A 13814-nucleotide genomic window follows, 5' to 3' on the forward strand; every position below is an offset into this window, starting at 1 on the left:
ACAAGACCACCAACATGTCCGAGGCCGAACTCGCCACCAGGTATCGGGCACGGTTCGCTCTTGCCCGCGATCAGCTGAGCCGCGTCGACGACATCGAGAAGGTCACGCGCAACCGGTGCGCCATCCGCTCGGGAGGCTGGGTGGTGGTGTCCTTCGTGCCGGACCTGCCCGGCGACATGGTCGTCAACTGGGACACCTTCACCGCCTTCAAGCACGAGTTCGGCGACAAGGATCCGGTGCTGCTGTCGGACGGCCTGAACGCCTGGGAGCAGATCACCCCCGGTCCCCGCTGCCTGATACTGGACACCGGCGTCCCTCTCGGAGACGACGACCAGGTGGAGATCCGCACCGCCCAGCTGTACACCGACGGCGCCGGCGTGTTCGCCATGCACCTGACCGACGCCAACCAGCAGAATCGCCGCAACGGGCAAGAAGACAACCTGATCTGCCGTCTCGGTGAGCGCTCCCTCATTTTCGCTGTGCTGTCCGGTGTCCGGTTCCTCGCCCGGTACGCGCGTGACTACGCCTACGCCGGAGGGAACGCGCTGATTCGAGTAAGAGTGGGAGACGCCGCCCCGGCGAGTATGGACCTCGGCACGATGGGATCTGGGGAGATGAGGCGGCTGGGACGCTTCGTCCGGCCCGGAGCGACAGCGGAACGAGCCGCCCCGCTGGACGAACTCGCCGACGACACCCCCCAGCTGGTATCTACCGCCGCTTACCTGGTCGGAGACATCATGCGCTCCTTCGGCCATCCCGATGTCCTGCACATCACCACCGACGGCCAGGTCGCCCCAGAGCGGTGGGGCGAACACACGGCTTCGATCCGCTCCTGGGCCGAGACGGCGGGCATCGAGACGGTCTAGACCCGTGATCAAGCGCGTTCAGGGGGTGGCGGCCGCAGTTGTTAACGGCAGGCCGCCACCCTCGGCAGAGAGGACTGATGACCAAGGAGAGCGCGCCAGGCCTGCATGAGGCGCTGGCCACGATCGCCGCTGCGGCGCGGGCCGCCTACGCCGACGGCTCCAACCTTCGGGTGCGCTCCTCAGGCATCGTGCACGCCGTCGTGATGACCCGCTGGCTGGGCACCGAGCGGATGCCGGGCCCGGCGTGCATGGTCGAGGTGAGCGGCTGGGGCCCAGGCGCGGCCCATCCGGACCGGGGCCCGGTCACTTGCCGCCGCTGCCTGAAACTGACCACGCAGGAGCCCGCCGACGAGCAGCTGGGGTTGTTCCCTGTGACCGCCCCCCGAACGGGGCGGCCGACTCGACGGCCACAGCGACTGAACGCGGGCCGAGAGATCGGTGGTTAAGTGCTCGGGAAGGCGAGCCTGAGCCCATACGCGCTTTTCGGCGCTACTCGTATTGCTCGTCGGGGGCGTCGATCCTGGTGAGGCTCTTGCCGGTCATCTGGGGGTAGACGACGCCGGTGGTCATCGTGCCGAAGGTTTGCGGGATCCAGGTGCCGGTGACCTCGACCCAGGTGTCGGCGGGTGGTTCCTGCAGTCCCCTGACCGCGACCTTCAGCGGGAACGCGTCGGCGGCGCAGCAGGCGATCTGCATGCGGGTGACGTACCACTGCCCCTTCTTCTTCGCCGGTGAGACGAAGCCGGTCAGCTTGACCTCGCGGCCGGTGAGGGATTTCTTGTCGTCGTCCCAGGCGCGGCCGATGAAGTCGCCGACGGTCATCTCCACGGGGCCGGTGCCGGTGAGCGGGGTGAAGGAATTCAGGGTCTGGTCGCGGGGCGGCGGGGTGTCGTCGCGGGCGGCGGCGAACGAGCCGAGGGCGGGCGGCGCGATCAGGAAGATCGCGAACACCGGCAGGCACAGCAGCCACGCGACCCGGGGGCCGCCGTGCGCGTGGTCGTGCCCGCCACCATCACCGTCTGCGGGCCCGTGCTCGCTCGCACCGGGCCGGTCGTGATCATGCGGGTGGTCGTCGGCGGGTGGGCGATCCTGGCCATCCGGATGGTCGCGTGGTTCGTCGTGGGTCGGGTTCTCCTTCGTCTGGGACGCCTGGAGCAACCCAATGACTCCCAACACCACCAGCACGATCCCGGCGCCGATCAGGAACGGCCGGAAGCCGGGTTTGACGTAGTTGAGATAGGTCGTGGAGAACGCCGAGATCCGCAGCACGGCGCCGCCCAGCAGGGTGAGGACGAGGTTCTGGGTCACACGGTTCATCGGGGGGCGCGGGTTCCTTCCATTGTGCCGGGGCCCGAGGCCGAGCCGTCGGCCTGCCCGGAGGCGCGGAGCGAGAGGGTGGCGAAGAATCGCGTCATAGCAGCAACCAGCCAAATGCGACGCTCACCAGGACGGCGAGGGCGAAGGTCACCGGGACGAACCGCACTGTGAAGGCCTTGCCGAACGTGCCGGTCTGCAGCGCGATCAGCTTGAGGTCGACCATCGGCCCGACCACCAGGAAGGCGAGCTTGGCGGTGGGGGAGAACGCGGTCATCGAGGCGGCCACGAACGCGTCGGCCTCCGAGCAGATCGACAGCAGCACCGCCAGCAGCGCCATGACCAGGACGGCGAGCCAGGGCACCTCGGCGATCGCGTTCAGCCACTCGCGGGGGACCGCGACGTTCAGGGTGGCCGCGGCCAGGCCGCCGACGATGAGGAACCCGCCCGCGTGCAGCAGGTCGTGGCGCATCGCCTCCCCGAACCGCCCCCATTTCGAGCCGTCGCCGTGCGGCCGGAAGGGAATGCGCAGCCAGTCGGCGCGGCCGAACCTCAGCCACAGCCAGCCGACCAGCACCGCCACGGTCAGGGAGGCGCCGAAGCGGGCCAGCACCATCAGCGGCTGGCCGGGGAAGGCGACGGCGGTCGCGACCAGCACGATCGGGTTGATCGCGGGGGAGGCGAGCAGGAACGCCAGCGCGGCGGCCGGGGCCACCCCGCGGGACATCAGGCCCGAGGCGACCGGGACGGACGCGCACTCGCACCCCGGCAGCACGGCCCCGGCCATCCCGGCGACCGGCACGGCGGCGGCCGGGTGTTTCGGCAGCGCCCTGGTCCAGAACGACGCCGGGACGAACGCCGTGATCGCCGCCGACAGCGCCACCCCGAAGACCAGGAACGGCAGCGCCTGCACGCAGATCGCCACGAAGATCGTGGCCCACGTCTGCAACGCGGGCGCCGTCAGGTACGGCGCGAGAGCGAGACGGCCCACCACCAGCAGGATGACAACGAGCGCGAACCCCCAGGGCAAAGCATGATTCGCGGAATTTTCACGTCCCCAGGAGTCAGGGGGAAATGGGCCCTCGTCATCGGCCCGCGTGTCCTGCGAGCCGGTTCGAAGCTCAGACATGCGCTTTATCGTGCCAGATCACAGTGGTGTTCCTTTCGCTACCTTGATCGGTAGTTAGGTCCTGTTTCATGAGTTTTTCTGACGGTGGCGTGATCAGTGAGACGATCACCGGGACGTAAGGTCTGGCATGCCGTTTCTGCGCCGTGTGGCCAGGGGGCTGACACTGCAGACGCGGTTCGGTCGCAAGCGGCTCGGCTGGGTCCGATGTTGACTGTCCGCCAACGCATGCGAGGTCCCTTCCTGGTGCTTGGCTCTGCTTCGTGATCGGACGGATAGTGCGGACAATCCGGCACGATCGCCCCGCCTGCTCGGCTCCTGTCCGAGCGTCTTTATCGGCGGTTTTGATCCCATCACTGCGGAAGGCAGCGAAAGGCCCACACCGCTTACGGTGTGCACGGGTGCGGCGCACCGTAGGTTCTGCGGGCGTGGGCGACGGTCAGCGGCCGGTTCGCGCCGACTGCGCCGCATCTTTGTCTCCCACCTCGACGGGGGTGAACGGCCGGATGCGGATGCCCGCGACCAGCCAGACCCCACCGGCGACCGCCATGACCAGGCCGAGGACGGCGAAGACGACGCTCACGCCCAGCCGGTCGATGAGCATGCCGGTGAGGGCGGACGAGACACCGAGGCTGAAGGTCGCGGTGGCACTCCACAGGGAGGTGACCCGCCCGCGGGTCTCATTCGGCGTCGCGGTCAGCAAAGTGGTCATGGCCGCTGGGCCGTACACCACTTCGGCGGCCGAGACCAGCCCCCACAGCGCCAGCGCGGGCAGCACGCCCGAGGGCAGGCCGAGCAGCATGGTGAGCACGCCCTCGACCAGGCACGACCATCCGATGACCCGGTGGCGCCCACGCGGGCTCATGGCGCGGATCCGGGATGCGGCCGCCACTAGGACCACACCACCCACGGCTCCCTGCACTGCGTAGAACCACCCGGTGCCGCCTTCGCCGAGGTCGTGCACACGCAGCGCTAGGTAGGTCATCGCGGTGATCGCACCGCCCAGCCCGAGGCAGAACAGCGCCTCCAGCCCCAGTAGCGCGGCGATGACGCGGTTGTGCGCGGCCACCGCGACCCCCTCGCGCAGGGAGCGCCACCAGCCGTGCGCGGGAGCGCCCGCCGACCGGTCGCCGGAGCGGACCGTCGCGGTGAGCGCGGCCGACAGCAGGAAGGACGCCGCGTTGACGGCGAAAGCCCACCGCCAGCCCACCGCTGTGACGACGAGGCCTCCGGTGAGGCCGCCCAGCGCTTGGAAGACCAGGCTGTTGACCTGCACAGCCGCCGCGTAGAGGGGGTACTCCTGCGGCTGGGCCAGGCTGGGCATCCAGGCGCTGCGGGCGGCCTGGAAGACGAAGCCAGCGGCGGCGGAGGCGAAGGTCAGCGGATAGACCAGCCAGAGCCTTTCCGGGTCGTCGGCGAGCAGGAACGCGGCGGCGAGCACCGCCATGAGCACGTCGGTCACCAGCATCACCGCGCGCCGGTCGGCCCGGTCGGCCAGCACACCGCCCCAGACCCCCGCCAGCACGCCCGGCAGGTAGCGCACGGCCAGGGTGAGCCCGGCAGCCAGGCCGGCCCCGCTGTACTCGTAGACCATTGCGAACACCGCGACGGCGGAGAACCACCCGCCGCACACGCTGACGAGGTTGCCGAGCCAGAGCATGCGCAGGTCGCGGTTACGGACGAGCAGCTCGCGCAGAGTGCGGGCAGGTTCCACCGGTGACCCCCGACGATCGAATGGTGATGATTTTCATTGCTGGGCCGCCAAAGATCAAGTCTTGACTTTGGTTTTCATTTTCACTACTTCTTGTAGGGACATCACGGACAACAGGGGTGAACGAGGCGCTGCTGAAACGGGGCCGGATCGTCGGTACCGGCCTCGATGAAGAGCTCCTCGCCTGCCGCGATGCCCGCGAACGTCTCGTGCGCTCCCAGGCGGTCACCGCGGTGCCGCTGAGCGGAGTGTCCGAGGCCCCTGTCCTCTATCTGATGAAAGGAGGTGATTCGGCATGACCGTCAAGAAGCTGAAGGTGAAGGCGCGCAACGCGTCCGTTCACTCGTCCAACCACGCCACGGTGGCGCTCGCCAAGGTGGCCTGGCGCTAGTCGCGAAATGAGACCCCGGGTGCGGGCATGAGCCAACCACGCCCGCACCCGGGTGCGACGGATGTTACTTCGAAGAAAGGTGCGCTCGCGATGACTTCCGGGCTTGACCGGCCCGCGCGCTGGGCGGCTGGGACCACGTTCGTGCCCACCGGGGACGGATGGCTGGTCCACGGCCCCGATGAGGACTTCATGGTCGTGCAGGTGCCGCCGCAGGACCGGGCCGCGATGGCGGGGCTGATCGGCGGGCAGCTCGGGGTGCGGGCCGCGCTGGAGCTCCTCCCGGACGCCGCCGACCTGGTCGCCGAACTCACCGCCGCGCCGCAGGACGCGGCCGGCACCGCCGCCGCGTCCCCCTCCGCGGCCGAGATCCTCCTGGTGGGCGACGGTCCGCTGCTGGCCCCGCTTTCTCGCGGCCTGCGCCGGGCGGGCCTGACCGTACGGCACGGCGAGCCCGGCCAGGACCTCCAGCCACAGGCCGCGGCACTGGTCGCCTGCGCCGAGTACCTGCCCGACACGGCCTGGCGGGAACTGGATGTCCGCTGCCGCGATCTGCGCCTCGCCTGGCACCGCGGCCACAGCGAGGGCCGCCGCTGGTACGTCGGCCCGTTCACCCCGCCGACCGGCGGCGCCGGGTACGAGGACGTGCGGCTGCGCCGCCTGGCGGCCTGCCCGTGGCCGGAGGAGCTGGCCGCCTACTGGGCCTTCCTGGAGGCCGGCGGCAGGCCCGCGGCCCCGGCCGACCCGGCCGGAGCGGAGGTCGCCGCCGCCCTGGTCGCCGCCGACCTGCGCGCCTGGTTCGACGGCGCGCCCCCGCCCGGCGGCGGACACCAGGTGGGGATCGACCTGGCGGCCGGGGAGATCCGCCGTCACCCCGTGCTGCCGGTGCCGCGCGGCCTGATGCGCGAGACGCCCGCGTGAGCAAGGTGCGTACCGGCCTGACAGTGACGGCGGCCGACGGCGCGCGGTTGGTAGCCGACCTGGTCCTGCCGGACCGGCTGCCCGCTCCCGCGGTGGTGATCCGCACGCCCTACGGCGCCTCGGGCTGCCTGCCCGAGGCCCTCTCCCTGGCCGAGGCCGGATTCGCCTGCCTGGTGCAGGACCTGCGGGGCCGCCACCTGTCGGAGGGGGCCTTCACCCCCGGCGCCGACGAGCGCGCCGACGGACACGCGAGTGTGGACTGGACGGCGGCCCAGCCCTGGTGCGACGGCGAGGTTTTCCTGTACGGCCTGGCCTACGAGGCCTACGCCGCCTGGTGCGCCGCCGGCCACCCCGCGGTCCGCGGGATCGTCAGCCGCCAGCCCTGGCCGCCGATCGGCTCGCCCGCCCTGGACGAGGAGCTGTGGTGGCTTACCGACCTGGGCACCGGCCGGATGGTGCGCACCGGCCTGTACGACGCCGCCCTGGCCCGCGCACCGCACCTGACCGCGCTGATCCCGGCGGCCGCCGTCACCGAGGCCTGGCCGGTGGACGTCGGCCGGTGGCCGGCCACACCCAGCACCTACAAGAGCGCGGCCCGGCGCATGGCGCGGGCCGCACGTACCGCCACCGTGCCCAGCCTGCACCTGGGCAGCTGGTACTGCCGGTCGGCGCCGACCACGCTGCGTCAGGCCATGCTGGCACCACGCGCCGACGCCGTCGTCGGCGGCTGGGCGAGCGCGCTCACCCACCGCCTCCAGCCCGAGTGCGCCCTGCCGGAACCGGCCGGACCGCACCCCTTCGCGCTGGCGCTGGAGTGGCTGGGCGGCTCGCGCCGCGGCGGGTGCCTGCTGCTGGGCAGCGGCCGCTGGACGGACACCGATCCGATCCCGCCCAGCCGCCCCGGCTGGAGCGCCCTGCCGCTGGGCGCGGGCGGCGTGCGGCTGCGGCACGACCCGGCCGACCCCTATCCGTCTGCGCCGCACTCCGCCGACCTGGCGCCGCTGACCGGCCGCGACGACGTCGTCCGGCTGACCCTGGACGGCCCGTCGTGCTGGCACGGCACCCCCCGCCTCACCGCCGCGGTCACCACCGACACCGGCACCGAACTGGTCGCCACCCTCATCCACGAGCAGCCCGACGGCACCGCCACCCGGATGACCGACGGCACGGCGCCCCTCGCAACGGGCACCTCCCGCTGTGAGATCCGCCTGGCCCCGGTCGCGGCCGAGCTGCCGCCCGGCCACCGGCTCCATCTGGAGCTGACCGCTGGGCGCACCCCCCGCTACCCGGCGCCGCAGCGACGAGCCGAGCTCTCCTTCCGCGACGTGACGCTGCACCTCCCTCGCCCGAGAAAGGACGTCTTCACATGACGGACGCAGGCGGCACGCCAGATGTCATGACCGACGACACGGTCGAAAACACAAGGGGTGACACGATGGGCGCCGTCGGCCGGCCGGGCACGGCACAGGCCGGGAACGACCCGCTGACACTCCTGGCCGATGATCGCACCGGCCTGATTCGCAGAATCGACCTCCTGGAGCCGGAACCGTGGTGGCCCGAAGGGCTCACGATCTGCTCGGCCGAGGTGAGCTCGCCGTACCGGCTGCTGCCCTGGCCCGCCGACCGCGTCTCCACCGGCACCGCGTTCGGCGATCCCGGCCGGGCCACGATGAGCGCCGTCGGCGAGGCGGTGGAACGCTACTGCGGCAACTTCGTCCCCGCCGGCCTGCTCCGCTCCTCCTACCGGCGGTTGCGCGGCCCCGCCCTGGACCCGGTCCGGCTCGCCCTGTACCAGGACGCTCAGCACGCCGAGCCCGGCTTCCCGTTCACGCCGTTCACCGCCGACCTGGAGGTGCTGTGGACCCGGGGAACGGACCTGACGGACGGCACGCCAGCCTGGCTGCCCGCCTCCCTCGTCTACGTCAACTACTTCGCCCCGCCCCGCGCCGACGAGCCGCCGACCAACTACGCCATGCTCGCCGGCATCGCCGCCGGGCCCTGCGCGCGAGCCGCCCGTACGGCCGCGCTGGAGGAGGTCATCGAACGCGACGCCACGGTCGTGTGGTGGGCCGGCGAGCTGCCCGCCCGGCCCGTCACCGGCGCCGGCCATCCCGCGGCGCCGCTGCTGCCGGAAGCGGAACCCGGCTGGTACCGCGCCGCCGGCGCGAGTGGAAGCTGCCGCTACCGGGTCGTGGCCATCCCCACCGTCTTCGCGGTCGCGGTCGTGGGCGTGCTGCTCGACGACCCGCAGACCGGCATCGCCGTGTTCGGCGTCGCCGCGCGCCCCGATCCCGCCGAGGCCGTGCGCAAGGCGCTGGCCGAGGCCGTCACCCTGCGCCGCTACGCGCTGGGCCTGATCGACCCGGAGGGGGAGATCTGGGCCGCCGCCGAGGCCGGCGTCATCGACGCCCGCGTCTTCAAGCCCCACCGCGCCGACCGCCGTTACGCCGACGACTACCGAGGCGACTTTCGCGACGTCGTCGATCTGGGCTGCCACAGCCAGCTCTGGCTCGACCCCCGGATGCGGACGCACCTGGCGCCGATCACCGCCTGCACCGACGCGATCGCCCTGGCCGACCTGCCGCATGTGGACGGCGACGTGCTCGACGGGTACCTCAAGCGGGTCACCGCCCAGGGGCTGGGCGCTTACGCGGCCGACCTGACCACTCCCGACATCGCGGCCGCCGGGTTGTCGGTCGCCCGGGTGATCGTGCCCGGCGCCTACTCCAACGCGCCCGCCGCCTTCCCCTTCCTCGGCGGGCACCGCCTGCGCGAGGACCCCGTCCGGCTCGGCCTGCGAGCCGCCGACCGGGTCAACCTCGTCCCCCTGCCGCACACATGATGCCCGTCGACTCCCGAACCGGGCTCGTCACCGGCGTGCGCACCGCACTCTTGCGCGGGCGCCTGCACGTCGCCTTCGCCGACCTCGCCGCCACCGCCGGGTACGGCCTGCCGCTCGGCAACCCCACGGTCTGCGGCGCCTCCTGGCACGATCCCGCCGAGGCCCGCCGCCGCGCGCTGGGGGAGGCGGCCGAACGCCACTGCGGCCACCTCATCCCCCACGGGCGACTGGCGGAGGCCGCTTGGCACGAGCTGGCCCCCGACGCCGTCGACCCGCAGACCCTGGTGCTGTACTCACCCGAACAGGCCGCCCGCGACGGGTTTCCCTTCACCGGGCTGGCGCGCACCGACCGCACCCACTGGGTGCGAGGTACCCATGGCGACGGCGCGCCGATCTGGGTGCCCGCCGCACTGACCTGGCTCACCCCCTTTTGTGTGCGCTCTCGGCCCGTCGTCTTGCCGGTGTCGGCAGGGATCGCCGCAGGCCCCGATCTGGCCTTCGCGCGCGCCTCGGCGCTGGCGGAGGTCGTGGAGCGGCACGCGCTGGCCACCGCCTGGGCCTCAGGGTGCGCCTTCCCGAAACTGGCAAACGTGCGGCTGCCTTCGATGCCCGGAGTGCGGCTGAGCGCGCACGCCGTGGCGAACCTCCTGGACGCCCCGGTGGTGCTGTGCGTCGCCGAGGACACCACAGAGGAGTTCGGCGGGACGCTGGGGGTCGGCTGCGCGCTCGTCCCCGGCGCCGCCGATCCGCTGACCACGGCCGCCTGGAAGGCCGCGGCCGAAGCCGTCCAGTCCCTGGACACCACCGCCCAACTCGCCGCGGGCGACCTACCCGAGTGGGAGCGCCCGCACGGCCCGCTCGCCCCCCACCGCCCCGACCGCGCCTTCGCCTCCTCCTACCGGCCCGACTTCGCCGACGTCACCGACGTGACCTGCCACCTGCAGCTCCTGGCCGACCCCTCCTTCTGCGCCCGCGTACTGACCCGTCTGGCCCGCGGCGGGATCCCGGCACCGGCGCAGCCCACCGCGAGGGGCCGCTTCGACATGAACGCGGCGCTGGTCGCCCGCGGCCTGCAGGCCGTCACGGTGGACCTCACCACCCCCGACGTCGCCGCCTGTGGCCTGGCCGTCGCCCGCGTCATCGTGCCCGGCCTGCGAGCCACGGCCCCGGCCGCCTTCCCCTTCCTGGGCGACGGCGCCGACCCCCTCCCCAGCCGCCCCGACCTGTCGCCGGTGCCCCATGCCTGACCGCCCGTCCCCTGGGCGACCCGCACGGTGAAGGGTTCACCGCCGACCAGGCCACGTCGGCCGAAGCCGAACCCCCGGCGCGATCTTCGACATCCTGCGGCCGCGCGGCCGCTACGCCGACGACCTGAAGAAACTGCACCAACCCGAAAGAGAGCACCTTCGATGAGACTCATCACCCCTCGCGCGGCCCAGGCCCTGCTCGCCGGAGCCACCGTGCTCGCCGCCGCCGCGTGCGGCCAGACCGCGAGCCCCGCCACGAACACCACCGCCGCCGCGCAGGCCACCGCGCAGCCCTCGGCCACCCCGATGGAGGTGAGCAACTGCGGTGCCACCTACCGCTTCGAGCGTCCGCCGCGGCGCATCGTCACCTCCAGCACGATCGCCACCGAGATCGTGCTGGCCTTGGGCGCCCGCGACCGGCTGGCCGGCACGGTTGCCCCCGGCGAACTCCTGCCCGAAGTCGCCTCCGCCTTCGAAGGCGTGAACATCATCGCCAAGTCCGCCTTCCCGCCCCCTTCTAAGGAGACGGTCTTCGCCGCCAACCCCGACTTCGTGGTCAGCGGTTACGGCGACGACTACGGCCCCAAGGCACTCGGCGACCGGGCACAGCTGCGCGAGGAGGGCGTCAACTCCTACCTGCTGTCGGGCAACTGTCCCGGCCGCAAGGCCAGTGTCGAGGACACCTACACCGACATCCGCGAACTGGGCCGCATCCTCGGCGCCCAGGCCAAGGCCGAGGAACTGGTGAGCAAGCTCACCGCCGAGGTGGAGGCCGTGAAACCGGTCTCCGGCACCCCCAAGGTGTTCGACTACGCGGGTGGCCTGGAAAAGCCGAGCACCGCCGGATCCAACGGCCTGCTCGACGACCTCATCCGCCGAGCCGGCGGCGAGAACATCTTCCCCGAGGTGACCTCCTACGCACAGATCTCCTGGGAGGAGCTGGTCAAGCGCGATCCCGACGCCATCGTCGTGGAGGACCAGGCGTTCGAGCCGGCCGACAAGGCGATCGCGTTCCTCACCTCCTACGAGCCGATCAGGAACGTCACCGCGATCAAGGAGAAGCGGTTCATCGTGATCCCGGTCAACGACACCCAGCCCGGCCTGCGCAACGGCCGGGCGATGAAGACGCTCGTCGCCGGATTGGCCAAGTGACCTCTCCGGGGGCGGAGTTCCAGGTTTCACCGCCGGGGACGCCAGCGCCGCAGGAGTCACCGGTCTCCGCGGGCCCCTCAGTCGCGGCTTCGAGACAACGAAGCCCGGTGTCCGGCGCGCCGCGACGACCAGCGCCATCCGGCCGCCTGACCTTCCTGGGCACGCTGGCCCTGCTGTCGGCACTGCTGGGTATCTCGCTGGTCGCCGCCGTCGGTCTCGGGCCGGTCGCCATCACCTTCGGCGACGTCGCCCGCATGCTCGGCCACCGGTTGCTGCCCTGGTTCGTGACCGAGGCGCCGACCGGGCCGCAGGCGGTCATCGTGCTGGACATCCGCTTCCCTCGGGTCCTGCTCGGCGCCGTGGTCGGCGCGGGCCTGGCCCTCGTGGGCGCGGTGCTGCAGGCCGTACTGCGCAACCCGCTGGCCGACCCCTACATCATCGGAGCGAGCTCCGGGGCGTCCCTGGGCGCGGTGCTGGTGATGCTGGCGGGACTGTCACCGTTCGGGCCGCTGTCCCTGCCGCTGTCGGCCTTCGCCGGCGCCATGGCCGCCTTCACGCTGGTCCTGGCACTGTCACGGCGCGGCGGGCAGCTGGCGCCGACCCGGCTCATCCTCGCCGGCGTCGCGGTCGCCGCGCTCACCGAGGCCGTCACCAGCTACATCGTGCTCACCACACCGGACAAGGAGGTGCGCTCGGCGCTGTTTTGGACCCTGGGCGGCCTGTCCGGCACCCAGTGGCGCGACGTGGGTGTGCCCGCGCTCATCGTCGCCGCGGCCACCGTCTGGGCCGCCACCCGGGCGAGCCTGCTCAACGCCCTCGTGCTTGGCGACGAAGGCGCCACCGGCCTGGGTGTGGAGGTCGACCGGCTGCGCCTGCGCCTGATCGTCATGTGCGCGCTGGTCATCGGCGCGGTCGTCGCGGTGAGCGGCGGCATCGGCTTCGTCGCGCTCATGGTCCCGCACGCCGTACGGCTCGTGCTCGGCGGCGACAACCGCCGCCTGATCCCGCTCGCCGCGCTGACCGGAGCGCTCCTGCTCGTCTGGGTCGACGTGGCGGCCCGCATGCTCAACCAGCCCGACGAGATCCCCATCGGGGTGATCACCGCCGTGCTCGGTTCGCCCTTCTTCCTCATGCTGCTCATCCGCGCCGATCGAAGGGCCCTGCGGTGAACGTCGACATTCAAGACGTCTGCTGGCTGCACGTATTGCACGACGTCAGCCTCACGGCCGGCTCCGCAAAGGTGACCGGGCTGATCGGCCCCAACGGCAGCGGCAAGTCCAGCCTGCTGCGGTGCGTCTACCGCCGAATCCGCCCAGAGCGCGGCAGGGTCCTGATCGACGGCGCTGATGTATGGCGGACCCCACCCCGCCAGTTCGCCCAGCAGGTCGCCGTCGTCACCCAAGACACCCCCGCCGACCTCGACGAAAACGTCGAGCAAATCGTCGCCCTGGGCAGGATCCCCCACCTCGGAGCGCTGGGCCGGCTCTCGGCCGCCGAACGGGCACTCATCGCCGAAACGATGGAGCGGTGCGACGTCTCCGCTTTAGCGCACCGGCCGTTCGCGACCCTGTCAGGAGGCGAGCGCCAGCGGGTCCACCTCGCCCGCGCGCTGGTCCAGCAACCCCGGCTACTGATCCTCGACGAGCCCACCAACCACCTGGACCTGCGCCACCAGGTCGATCTGCTGCGCCTGGTCCGCACGCTCGGCATCACCGTGCTGGTGACCCTGCATGACCTCCAGCTCGCGGCCGCCGCCTGCGACCGCCTCATCGTCCTCGACGGCGGACGCATCGTCGCCGACGGCCCGGTAACCGAAGTGATCACCACAGACCTCCTGCGCGCGGTCTACCGGGTCGAGGCCGAGGTTGATCACGGACGTGACGGCCTACCTCGGGTTTTCCTGCCGCTGAATCACCTCACCGAACCGATGCACCCGAGGTGACGGAAGCCGGGACCGGGCATGCCGCACCGGGCCCCTCGCTCACCGCCAAGCAGGCCGGGCAGGTCCCATGGATCTCCTCGATCCGGAAACCTTCGGCAAGGGCGGGCTCCAGAGCCGATGCCGCGACCTCGGTGACCGATGCGCAGGCGCGGCACACCACATGGCAGTGATCGCTCTCGTCGCAAATCCGCTAGCCGTCTCCCTCGCGCTCAAAGGCGTGCACGAGGTCGGTAGGTGTCAAGTCAAATGCGACAGGAGTCTGCTGATCTGATCGCTAGGCGACCTCTTCCTCGGGCTGGTTGATG

The 13814-nt window shown here is 71.8% G+C and carries 13 protein-coding genes; 10 read left to right on the plus strand and 3 right to left on the minus strand.

The features are described 5' to 3' along the window. Window positions 1-14: 14 nt before the first annotated feature. On the plus strand, window positions 15-866 hold the full coding sequence (locus ACTOQ2_RS41560; protein ID WP_440107161.1) for a hypothetical protein: 852 nt from the start codon (window positions 15-17) through the stop codon (window positions 864-866). A gap of 77 nt (window positions 867-943) precedes the next feature. Then, window positions 944-1312, plus strand: coding sequence for a hypothetical protein (locus ACTOQ2_RS41565; protein WP_440107163.1), 369 nt, complete (start codon window positions 944-946; stop codon window positions 1310-1312). Window positions 1313-1355: 43 nt separating this feature from the next. Here ACTOQ2_RS41565 and ACTOQ2_RS41570 read toward each other — a convergent pair whose 3' ends face one another. From ACTOQ2_RS41570 to ACTOQ2_RS41580, 3 genes are all read right to left on the minus strand, one after another. Then, a complete protein-coding gene (locus tag ACTOQ2_RS41570) occupies window positions 1356-2183 on the minus strand; it encodes a TIGR03943 family putative permease subunit (RefSeq protein ID WP_440107165.1) in 828 nt (275 codons plus the stop codon). Between the two features lie 94 nt (window positions 2184-2277). Then, a complete protein-coding gene (locus ACTOQ2_RS41575; protein ID WP_440107167.1) occupies window positions 2278-3309 on the minus strand; it encodes a permease in 1032 nt (343 codons plus the stop codon). Window positions 3310-3745: 436 nt separating this feature from the next. Next, complete coding sequence (locus ACTOQ2_RS41580; RefSeq protein WP_440107169.1) at window positions 3746-5020, minus strand: MFS transporter; 1275 nt, start codon at window positions 5018-5020, stop codon at window positions 3746-3748. Between the two features lie 116 nt (window positions 5021-5136). Here ACTOQ2_RS41580 and ACTOQ2_RS41585 point away from each other — a divergent pair, with 116 nt between their 5' ends. From ACTOQ2_RS41585 to ACTOQ2_RS41620, 8 genes are all read left to right on the plus strand, one after another. Beyond that, window positions 5137-5316 carry a hypothetical protein gene (locus ACTOQ2_RS41585; RefSeq protein ID WP_440107171.1) on the plus strand — a complete coding sequence of 60 codons (180 nt, stop codon included), beginning with the start codon at window positions 5137-5139 and terminating at the stop codon, window positions 5314-5316. 182 nt (window positions 5317-5498) lie between these two features. Then, a complete protein-coding gene (locus tag ACTOQ2_RS41590) occupies window positions 5499-6326 on the plus strand; it encodes a hypothetical protein (RefSeq protein ID WP_440107173.1) in 828 nt (275 codons plus the stop codon). Then, window positions 6323-7696 carry a CocE/NonD family hydrolase gene (locus tag ACTOQ2_RS41595; RefSeq protein WP_440107175.1) on the plus strand — a complete coding sequence of 458 codons (1374 nt, stop codon included), beginning with the start codon at window positions 6323-6325 and terminating at the stop codon, window positions 7694-7696. Before ACTOQ2_RS41590 ends, ACTOQ2_RS41595 begins: the two co-directional genes overlap by 4 nt. Then, window positions 7693-9168 carry a YcaO-like family protein gene (locus ACTOQ2_RS41600; protein WP_440107177.1) on the plus strand — a complete coding sequence of 492 codons (1476 nt, stop codon included), beginning with the start codon at window positions 7693-7695 and terminating at the stop codon, window positions 9166-9168. The genes ACTOQ2_RS41595 and ACTOQ2_RS41600 overlap by 4 nt, the downstream gene beginning before the upstream one ends. Window positions 9169-9203: 35 nt before the next feature. Beyond that, complete coding sequence (locus ACTOQ2_RS41605) at window positions 9204-10415, plus strand: YcaO-like family protein (RefSeq protein WP_440107179.1); 1212 nt, start codon at window positions 9204-9206, stop codon at window positions 10413-10415. A gap of 162 nt (window positions 10416-10577) precedes the next feature. After that, complete coding sequence (locus ACTOQ2_RS41610) at window positions 10578-11567, plus strand: ABC transporter substrate-binding protein (protein ID WP_440107181.1); 990 nt, start codon at window positions 10578-10580, stop codon at window positions 11565-11567. 107 nt (window positions 11568-11674) lie between these two features. After that, entirely contained in the window at window positions 11675-12736 is a 1062-nt protein-coding gene (locus ACTOQ2_RS41615) for a FecCD family ABC transporter permease (RefSeq protein ID WP_440107183.1), read from the plus strand. Next, entirely contained in the window at window positions 12733-13509 is a 777-nt protein-coding gene (locus tag ACTOQ2_RS41620) for an ABC transporter ATP-binding protein (protein WP_440107185.1), read from the plus strand. Before ACTOQ2_RS41615 ends, ACTOQ2_RS41620 begins: the two co-directional genes overlap by 4 nt. The last annotated feature ends 305 nt before the right edge of the window (window positions 13510-13814 follow it).

The sequence above is a fragment of the Streptosporangium sp. H16 genome, assembly GCF_051918855.1.
Classification (GTDB): domain Bacteria; phylum Actinomycetota; class Actinomycetes; order Streptosporangiales; family Streptosporangiaceae; genus Streptosporangium.